The following is a 2,969-nucleotide window of genomic DNA, read 5'->3' on the forward strand; positions in this document are numbered from 1 at the left end:
GCCGACCTCCAAATCAGTCGACAATCCATGAATCAGACTGGATTCGTCAGCGGAACCCCAAAACCTATGCCTGAGTCAATTCGTCCACACGGCCTAGGGTCATCGTGATGAGCTTCCTCGCCTCAATCCGCTTGAGGCAATGATCGGGAATATCCGGCCACGTCGCCTTGGCGCATTCTTTCTCTGTGACCGTGACGGATGCCCGTGGCTGCACGTTCGCGGCCTGGGTAGCGGTGGATGACGCGAAGAGAACCGTCTGAGTCAGGAGAGCCGAGAAGGCAGCGACCTGGAACAGCACAGCAGCAAAGACGATCTTTTTGAGCATGCGAGAGAACGCTCTTCAACGCCCCCGGTTCCTCGGGCTTTCAGTTTTTTCGGCTCCCAACGGGAACAAGAGACCGGCGTTCCGGTTAACTGGATTATGCCTAACAAGATCAAGGAACCGCCATCGAGGCCCGAGCCGAAGAAGGTGCCTCTCGATCGTCGCGACGAAGAAGCACCGTCAGAACTTAAACACGTCGATCCGCCACCGCGAGACGTGCGAGAGGCACCGGTACCCAATCCAAACGGCGATAAGAAATCCTAACGAGATCGCTGAGGCCGAGAAGGCCGACACCGGGCTGACAGCGGTCTTGCCTTCACCGGAGAGGGTCATGCCCAAGGCAAGCAGATGCTTCGCGGTCTTGGCCGATGCCGTCGCGCCGGGGATTGCCCACGTTGGGTTCTGATCAAAATACCCGTCGAGAATAATGGCCCGCAGCCTCACGGTCGGCGGGCCACACCGTCCCATTCCACTTGGAGAAAGTCGGGTGTGCGGAGGACTATCTCTCCGGCCTTACGCCGCATGCCTTTGGCGAAAATACTATATTGCACAATTAGTGACGCGGCTGCGACAGGCAAGCAGAAAACGAGTTCCACCAGGCTCTTCGAGTTGTCAAACACGAAATGCATCTCGAGTTTTTCTATTTGCCTGATCTGCCCCGGGTGGATGACAAACTCTGAATTCCCGAAAGACATTTGACCATCCGGCATCCTTTCGCGATGGCCTCCCAAGTCGTGGTTTGGCCAGCCACTGTCAAATGTGGCTTCCTGATAGAGATGGACAGACGGGAAAAACGCGGTGGCCTCGCCAACATTCTCCAACCAGAGCTCGAGTTGGAATTGAGCTTGCGGCCCGGAGGAAGAGTACCGCCGAAACATGGCCCTTAAGGCGAGATCGGGCACCGACGCGCGCTTAAACGCGTCTTCGATGTCGAAATGCTCCATCGTGAAACTGTTGCTACCTGATCGTCTGAAGTACTGCCGCGTCATCTGGCACATATGCGGGCGCCGCTCTGAGCCCGGAGCCTCGATGACCAGATATCCCTTGGAGGGATCGACTTCGAAGCGAAGCCTTCCACCCGGATTCCGTCGTTCTTAGGCTGCAGCAGATCGCTTGCCGACGAACTCACTGAGCTGAGTGCCGTTCGCCAGGCAGGGATAGGATCAAGCGATTGGGCGCAATCCACACCTTCTGCATTCTTCCGGCATTCGACGCCGAGGACTATAACGCCACCTGTGGAATTGCTGAAAGCGGACAGCGCTTTCGCGATCGCCCGGCGGCCATCTTTGGCGAGCTTGCCGTCGGCCGTAAACATTGCACCGTCTTTGTCGCTAGCGGAGCGCTTGAAATCGAGTTGAAGGCCTTCTTGAGCTTCAGGGACGAATCGCCTTCTCCAGCCCAGATTCTTTTCCTTTCATGATCTCGCGGAAATCCACGGCGCGTCCTTTTGATCAGTAGGAGCAACTCGATCGAGCGTACATATGCCGTACATAGCCGAAAAATCTTCGGCTTGGTACCTTGCTAAATCATTGAAAAGATTTGGCTCCCCGGGCCGGGCTTCGTAGGTAATCGAACCGTGGTCGGGGAAGGGGCTGAAAGCTATGCAATTCCAGTAGGTTATCGGTGGTCCCAGCCCCGAGGTCACACCCCAGTGGCTGTATCTATCAGCGTATGCTGCCTGTATCTGGCGGTCAAGCCGGCTCGGCCCGCTGGCCCATGCTTTACGCCGCGATCTGCTGCGCCTCATCCCGCTGCCGACCGAAGACCTCGGTGAGCTTGTGGTCGAACGGTTGGAACTCGATCCGCACGGCTGAACGGCGCTGCGTGTCGATGACATCGTGGTCGGCCCAGTAGGCCAAACTCAGGTCCCGCTTGAACACCGAGACGCCTGCCCGTTCAACGTGTATGCGGGTCTCTGACGAGTAGTCCAGGTTGTTCCTGAGAATGCGGCAGAGGGGACCGATTGGGTCCTTGTAGGTTCGGCGACCATACGCCTTGTCGGAAGTGTTGATGACGGTGCCGGAAGCTGTGTGGTGGGCGGCGTAGGAGCCGTGGAGTTCGATGGTGATGGTGGTTACGTCGGACAAGGGATGCTCTTCTGCTTTCTGTATGCGGTGGTGCCCATAACGGGCATTTGCATTTGGATGGTGGATAGTGCCGGCGAGGCCGAGAACGCGCTGGAATGGGGCCACCGCGTACCGTTGTGATGGTGTTTAGATTTGAACAAAGGACCCCACCCCGAGGCGCGCCGCTTGGGGCTTAAAGCGCGCATCAGGGCAGGGTCTAAGAGTTTCTGAGAGGACCGCTAAATCCGAATTAGGCGTTGGTCCGCTGACCCATGCGCACGTCTTCGCAGTACCATTGGAGGGCCGTCCACGGGTTATCCTCCAGTTCCACCGCAGCGGCGTACGCTTCGCCTTCGCCGAGAGTTTCGCGGATGTCTTCGAGGTGGGTCTTGATCCACGCCGCCACGTCAGCTTCTAGGGTCGCGTAGTTGAGATTGATCTGCATGCTGTTCTCCTGTTGTGATGGGTCTTAATAAGTATGAGACTGTTGATTTTCACTGAGAACTGACCCGGCATTTCCACCGAGAAGTGACCCGCCTTTCATGTATGTTTCGGTTCGGTGTTGAGGGTCAAGGTTCTGG

Annotated in this window: 6 protein-coding genes; 1 reads left to right on the forward strand and 5 read right to left on the reverse strand. The window is 57.2% G+C overall.

Annotation, left to right across the window (positions count from 1 at the left end):
* Positions 1–64: 64 nt before the first annotated feature.
* From ASD12_RS24595 to ASD12_RS24605, 3 genes are all read right to left on the reverse strand, one after another.
* Positions 65–325, reverse strand: a complete 261-nt coding sequence (locus ASD12_RS24595; RefSeq protein ID WP_056592474.1) for a hypothetical protein — start codon at positions 323–325, stop codon at positions 65–67.
* A 177-nt stretch (positions 326–502) separates the two neighbouring features.
* Positions 503–766 carry a hypothetical protein gene (locus ASD12_RS24600; RefSeq protein ID WP_056592477.1) on the reverse strand — a complete coding sequence of 88 codons (264 nt, stop codon included), beginning with the start codon at positions 764–766 and terminating at the stop codon, positions 503–505.
* Positions 763–1,266 (reverse strand): hypothetical protein, encoded by a 504-nt coding sequence (locus tag ASD12_RS24605; protein WP_082525662.1) that lies wholly within the window; start codon positions 1,264–1,266, stop codon positions 763–765. The genes ASD12_RS24600 and ASD12_RS24605 overlap by 4 nt, the downstream gene beginning before the upstream one ends.
* 227 nt (positions 1,267–1,493) lie before the next feature.
* Here ASD12_RS24605 and ASD12_RS35570 point away from each other — a divergent pair, with 227 nt between their 5' ends.
* A complete protein-coding gene (locus tag ASD12_RS35570) occupies positions 1,494–1,742 on the forward strand; it encodes a hypothetical protein (protein WP_056592483.1) in 249 nt (82 codons plus the stop codon).
* A gap of 301 nt (positions 1,743–2,043) precedes the next feature.
* Here the strand turns inward: ASD12_RS35570 and ASD12_RS24615 are convergent, their stop codons facing one another.
* A complete protein-coding gene (locus ASD12_RS24615) occupies positions 2,044–2,409 on the reverse strand; it encodes a hypothetical protein (protein ID WP_056592486.1) in 366 nt (121 codons plus the stop codon).
* A 229-nt stretch (positions 2,410–2,638) separates the two neighbouring features.
* A complete protein-coding gene (locus tag ASD12_RS24620) occupies positions 2,639–2,833 on the reverse strand; it encodes a hypothetical protein (RefSeq protein WP_056592489.1) in 195 nt (64 codons plus the stop codon).
* Positions 2,834–2,969: the final 136 nt, after the last annotated feature.

The sequence above is a fragment of the Mesorhizobium sp. Root102 genome (assembly GCF_001425625.1).
In the GTDB taxonomy this organism is placed as follows: Bacteria; Pseudomonadota; Alphaproteobacteria; order Rhizobiales; family Rhizobiaceae; genus Mesorhizobium.